This window comes from Phycicoccus flavus (assembly GCF_004025965.2).
Taxonomy (GTDB): domain Bacteria; phylum Actinomycetota; class Actinomycetes; order Actinomycetales; family Dermatophilaceae; genus Phycicoccus; species Phycicoccus flavus.
This window is the reverse complement of record NZ_SAYU02000122.1, coordinates 1-4,134: the sequence shown is the minus strand read 5'-3', so window position 1 is coordinate 4,134 and position 4,134 is coordinate 1. Positions and strand designations below refer to the sequence as shown.

5 protein-coding genes are annotated in these 4,134 nt (G+C 74.8%); 4 read left to right on the top strand and 1 reads right to left on the bottom strand.

The window, feature by feature from the left end; all coding sequences use genetic code 11:
- Positions 1-704: ASCH domain-containing protein (locus EPD83_RS19840; protein WP_407676043.1), on the top strand; the 704-nt coding region annotated here is incomplete at its 5' end.
- On the opposite strand, the gene EPD83_RS19835 is transcribed toward EPD83_RS19840, so the two are convergent.
- Positions 688-1,674 (bottom strand): glycosyltransferase family 2 protein, encoded by a 987-nt coding sequence (locus tag EPD83_RS19835; RefSeq protein WP_128366741.1) that lies wholly within the window; start codon positions 1,672-1,674, stop codon positions 688-690. The two genes, EPD83_RS19840 and EPD83_RS19835, sit on opposite strands and share 17 nt — an antisense overlap.
- 64 nt (positions 1,675-1,738) lie before the next feature.
- On the opposite strand from EPD83_RS19835, the gene rph reads away from it, so the two are divergent.
- The 3 genes from rph to EPD83_RS19820 are packed head-to-tail and all read left to right on the top strand — an operon-like array spanning position 1,739 to position 4,016.
- Positions 1,739-2,485, top strand: coding sequence for a ribonuclease PH (gene rph / locus EPD83_RS19830; protein ID WP_128366742.1), 747 nt, complete (start codon positions 1,739-1,741; stop codon positions 2,483-2,485).
- The gene (rdgB, locus tag EPD83_RS19825; RefSeq protein ID WP_128366743.1) at positions 2,482-3,144 is read left to right on the top strand and encodes an RdgB/HAM1 family non-canonical purine NTP pyrophosphatase; all 663 of its coding nucleotides are present in this window, start codon (positions 2,482-2,484) and stop codon (positions 3,142-3,144) included. Before rph ends, rdgB begins: the two co-directional genes overlap by 4 nt.
- The gene (locus EPD83_RS19820) at positions 3,141-4,016 is read left to right on the top strand and encodes a glycosyltransferase family 2 protein (protein WP_128366744.1); all 876 of its coding nucleotides are present in this window, start codon (positions 3,141-3,143) and stop codon (positions 4,014-4,016) included. The genes rdgB and EPD83_RS19820 overlap by 4 nt, the downstream gene beginning before the upstream one ends.
- The last annotated feature ends 118 nt before the right edge of the window (positions 4,017-4,134 follow it).

Sequence of the window (4,134 nt, the reverse complement as noted above, 5' to 3'; positions counted from 1 at the left end):
GCGGCATCCACCTCACCGGCTCGCGGGCGGCGGCGGCGGCCGTCCGCGCCGGGGGAGTGCGCCGGCTCGTGCTCACCCACATCCCGGCCTGGAACGACGCCGAGGTCTGTCGGGCCCAGGCCGCCGCGGTGTGGCCGGGGCGGGTCGAGCTCGCCCTGGCCGGTGAGACGCTCGTCGTCGGGGAGGACCCACCGGCGCTCGACGTGGGGGCGGCGCGCGCGATGTGGGCGGACTACGCGGCCGCCACCCCCGGCGTCGACCGGCACGAGTGGCCCGAAGCGGCCTGGTTCGGCGACTCGCCGCGTCTCGCCGACGAGCTGCTCGCCTTCGTCACCGGCGGCACGAAACGAGCCACGGCGGGACTCGTCGCCGAGTACCGGCACGAGGGCGAGGACCTGCCCCGCGTCGGCGGGCACTGGGTCGTCTGCGACGGCTCCGGGGCGCCCCGCGTCGTGCTGCGGACCACCGAGCTGCGGGTGGGGCCCCTCTCCAGCGTCGACGACGCCTTCGCCTGGGACGAGGGGGAGTACGACCGCACCCGCGACTCGTGGCTGCACCACCACCGGGCGTACTTCCGGCGGTCCTGCGAGCGGATCGGGACGGAGTTCTCGGACGACCTCGAGGTCTGCTTCGAGCGGTTCCGCGTCGTGTGGCCCCCCGAGCACGCCGACGACGGGCAGGACACCGTCAGCGACGCCCCGTGAGCACCGAGGACGCGGACGTGACGAGCCGGCCCGGCACCCCCAGACGGCTCAGGGCCAGCACCTTGCCCCCCGTGCCCGGACGGGGGCCCGCCCGGCGGACCTCGGCGTACCTGGCGCGCACCCAGGCCACCGGTTCCCCGCGCAGGTAGAGCTCCCGGAGCCAGGCAAGCAGCATCGGGACGATGACGGCGTCCGTCGACTCGTCGTGACCGAGGTGCTTGCGGTAGATGAGGACCCTGGCCCGGAGCCAGGCGCTGCGTTGCGCGTCGGTGAAGAACATCCGGTGGCCGTAGGAGCCGGTGAGCTCCCGATGGGTGGCCAGGCACGACTCCAGCGCCAGGACCTCGTAGCGGCGGGCGATCCGGAGCGCGACGTCGTGGTCCTCGTAGAAGATCTCCGGGTCGTAGCCCCCGACGCTCCGGAGGGCGCTCGTCCGGAGCATCGTCGAGGGCGCCGGGATCCAGTTGCGCCGCAGCAGGGCCGCATAGACGTCCGGCTCCCGCGAGCCCCAGTCCGCGGCGTGCTGCTGCGCGAAGGTCGGGTGCAGTCGGACCCCGGACTCGTCGGCCCGGTGGACGTCGGAGTAGGACAGGGCGCAGCGGTCCCCCGCCTCCTCCATGGCCCGGTGCTGCACCTCGACCCGCTCGGGCTCCATCCAGTCGTCCCCGGCGATGTAGGCCAGGAACGGCGTCGTGACGAGGTCGAGCGCCTCCGCGAGGCTCGCTCCCAGCCCCCGGTTCTCGGCATGGGCGACGAGCTCGACCGGGAACCCGGTCCGCTCGGCCCACCGGCGGACGACGTCGGCGGAGTCGTCGGGCGAGGCGTCGTCGACGACGACGAGACGCGGACGGCAGGTCTGGGCCCGGACCGAGTCCAGGCACTGCTCGACGAAACGGGCCTGCGCGTACACGACGACGACGACCGTCACGTGCGGCGTGGCGTCGGCGGTGGGTGGCTCGCACGAGGACACCTGCGGATCCTGTCACGACCGGGCCCGACCGGCGCCGAGCCCGACGGTGGCTAGCCTGCTCGTCATGACGAGACACGACGGACGGTCCCCCGAGCAGCTCCGCGAGGTGCGGCTCACCCGCAACTGGCTCGACCACGCCGAGGGCAGCGTCCTCGTCGAGTTCGGGCGCACCCGGGTGCTGTGCGCGGCCTCGTTCACCGAGGGCGTCCCGCGCTGGCTCAAGGGTCGGGGGACGGGATGGGTCACGGCCGAGTACGAGATGCTGCCGCGATCGACGAACACCCGCAGCGACCGTGAGTCCCGCCGGGGCAAGGTGGGCGGCCGCACCCACGAGATCAGCCGGCTCGTCGGCCGCAGCCTGCGCGCGGTGATCGACACCGCGGCCCTTGGCGAGAACACCATCGTCCTGGACTGCGACGTCCTCCAGGCCGACGGCGGCACCCGTACCGCCGCGATCACCGGTGCCTACGTCGCGCTCGTCGACGCGGTGGCGGACGCGAAGGCCCGGGGCCTTCTGGCCGCCGGCGCCGAGCCGCTGACCGGGTCGATCGCGGCGGTGAGCGTGGGGGTCGTCGGCGGCGAGCCGGTCTGCGACCTCGACTACCCCGAGGACTCGACGGCCGAGACCGACATGAACGTCGTCATGACGGGCGACGGCTCGTTCGTCGAGGTGCAGGGGACGGCCGAGGGGGCGCCCTTCGACCGCGAGCTGCTCGGACGGCTGCTGGACCTGGCGACGAGCGGGTGCGCGGAGCTCACCCGGCGACAGCAGGAGGCGCTCCAGGCTCCCGCCCGCGAGCGCGTCGGATGACCCGCCGCCTGGTCCTCGCCACCCGCAACGAGCACAAGGTGGACGAGCTGCGGGCCATCCTCGCGGACCTGGTGTCCGAGCTGGACCTCGAGATCGTGTCGGCCGCCGAGGTCGACGGCCCGGAGGTCCCGGAGACGGAGGTCACCTTTCTCGGCAACGCCCGGCTCAAGGCCGTCGCGCTCGCCGAGGCGACCGGCCTGCCGGCGGTCGCGGACGACTCGGGCCTGGCCGTCGAGGTGCTGGGCGGCTCTCCCGGCGTCTTCTCGGCCCGCTGGTCCGGGTCGCACGCCGGGCCGGGCGCGGGCCGCGCGGACGTCGACCGGGCCAACCTCCGTCTCCTGCTGGAGCAGGTGGCGGACGTGCCGGACGAGCACCGGGCGGCGGCGTTCGTCTGCGCCGCCGTCCTCGCCCTGCCCGACGGGCGCGTCGAGGGGGTCGAGGGGCGGGTCGACGGCGTGCTCGTCCGCGAGCCGCGCGGCACGAAGGGCTTCGGCTACGACCCCGTCTTCGTCCCGGAGGGGGGCAGCCGGACGCTCGCCGAGCACAGCGAGGACGAGAAGAACGCGATCAGCCACCGGGGGAGGGCCTTCCGGTCGCTCGCCCCGACCCTGCGGCTCCTCCTGGGCGGGGACCGGGGCGGCAGCGGCGCCGGGGCATGACCTCCGACGCGCCCCGGTGCTCGGTCGTCATCCCGACGTTCGACGCCACCGCGACCCTCGGGGAGCAGCTCGCCGCGTTGGCGGCCCAGGAGGGCATCGCCGACTGCGAGGTGGTCGTCGCGGACAACGGGTCCACCGACGACCTGCGGGCGCTGGTCGAGCAGTGGACCGGACGCCTGCCCGGCCTGCGCATCGTCGACGCGTCCCGGGCGCGGGGTGTCTCCGTGGCCCGCAACGAGGGCGTCCGTGCGGCCCGCTCCGACCGCATCCTCATCTGCGACGCGGACGACGTCGTGGGTCCCGGATGGGTCGCGGCGCTGCTGGCCGCGCTGGAGACCGAGGCGTTCGTGGGGGGCTCCTTCGAGACCGGCACCCTCTCCGGGCCCGCGGCGGCGTGGACGGCCATCCCGCGACGCTCCGACGGGCTGCTCGTCTCGTGGTCGGGCCTGGCCTACCCCATCGGCTGCAACACCGCGTTCCGCCGGGAGGTCTTCGAGGCCGCCGGGGCCTACCCGGAGGACTACCCGCCGGGAGCGGAGGAGATCGACTTCGCCTGGCGTGCCCGGCAGGCGGGTTACGTCGCCGCGTACGTGCCCGACGCCCTCGTGCACTACCGGATCCGCGCCGACCTGCGCCGGCTCCTGCGCCAGCAGTTCAACGCCGGCCGTGGGCACGCGACGCTGCACGCCCGGTACCGGCCCTCCGACGCGAGGCCGCGGACCGGTCGCGCCCGGCTGCGGCACGAGCTCGTCCTGCTCTCCCGGTTCCCGGCGACGGGGGGCCCGGACGCACGGCGCCGGTGGCTGACGCAGGTCGCCTTCGAGGCGGGCAAGGTCCGCGAGTCCCGTCGCCTCGGGGTGCCCTGCCCCTGAACGCACGACGCGCCCGCGGCGCAAGTACGGCAGGATGCTCCCGACGAACGGAGGGGTCCTTCTCATGAACCCGGTGACCACCGCACAGCTGGAGTCCATCGTCGGCGCGTTCCACGAG

Coding starts and splice junctions, on each gene's coding strand:
- rph (WP_128366742.1), top strand. CDS start 1,739: ATGACGAGACACGACGGACGGTCCCCCGAGCAGCTCCGCGAGGTGCGG.
- rdgB (WP_128366743.1), top strand. CDS start 2,482: ATGACCCGCCGCCTGGTCCTCGCCACCCGCAACGAGCACAAGGTGGAC.
- EPD83_RS19820 (WP_128366744.1), top strand. CDS start 3,141: ATGACCTCCGACGCGCCCCGGTGCTCGGTCGTCATCCCGACGTTCGAC.